Origin of the sequence: Stenotrophomonas sp. SrG (assembly GCF_050031795.1) — a bacterium.
Lineage (GTDB): Bacteria > Pseudomonadota > Gammaproteobacteria > Xanthomonadales > Xanthomonadaceae > Stenotrophomonas > Stenotrophomonas rhizophila_A.
In genome coordinates this window covers 1-232 of record NZ_JBNBBE010001601.1, presented here as the reverse complement: position 1 = coordinate 232, position 232 = coordinate 1, and the positions used below count along the sequence as shown (strand labels likewise).

The following is a 232-nucleotide window of genomic DNA, read 5'->3' as shown; positions in this document are numbered from 1 at the left end:
CCTCGCTGCTCACCCTGCAGCACGGCACGCACGACATCCTCATGGACCCCACCCGCTTCCTGGATGTCAACGCCGAACCCAACGTCCGGCTGGCGGTGGCCACCCCCGACGGCCGCCTGATCGCCCAGCAGCCCATGGCCGACCCGGAACTGCTGCAGCGGCGGCTGCGCGAACCGCATAACGGGCATACCCCACGCACGCTGTTTGCCACCGCGCAGGACCAGGAATGGCT

1 pseudogene is annotated in these 232 nt (G+C 69.4%); it reads left to right on the top strand.

The window, feature by feature from the left end:
* Window positions 1-232, top strand: a pseudogene (locus ACQG3P_RS24770) (EAL domain-containing protein); the annotation flags it as partial.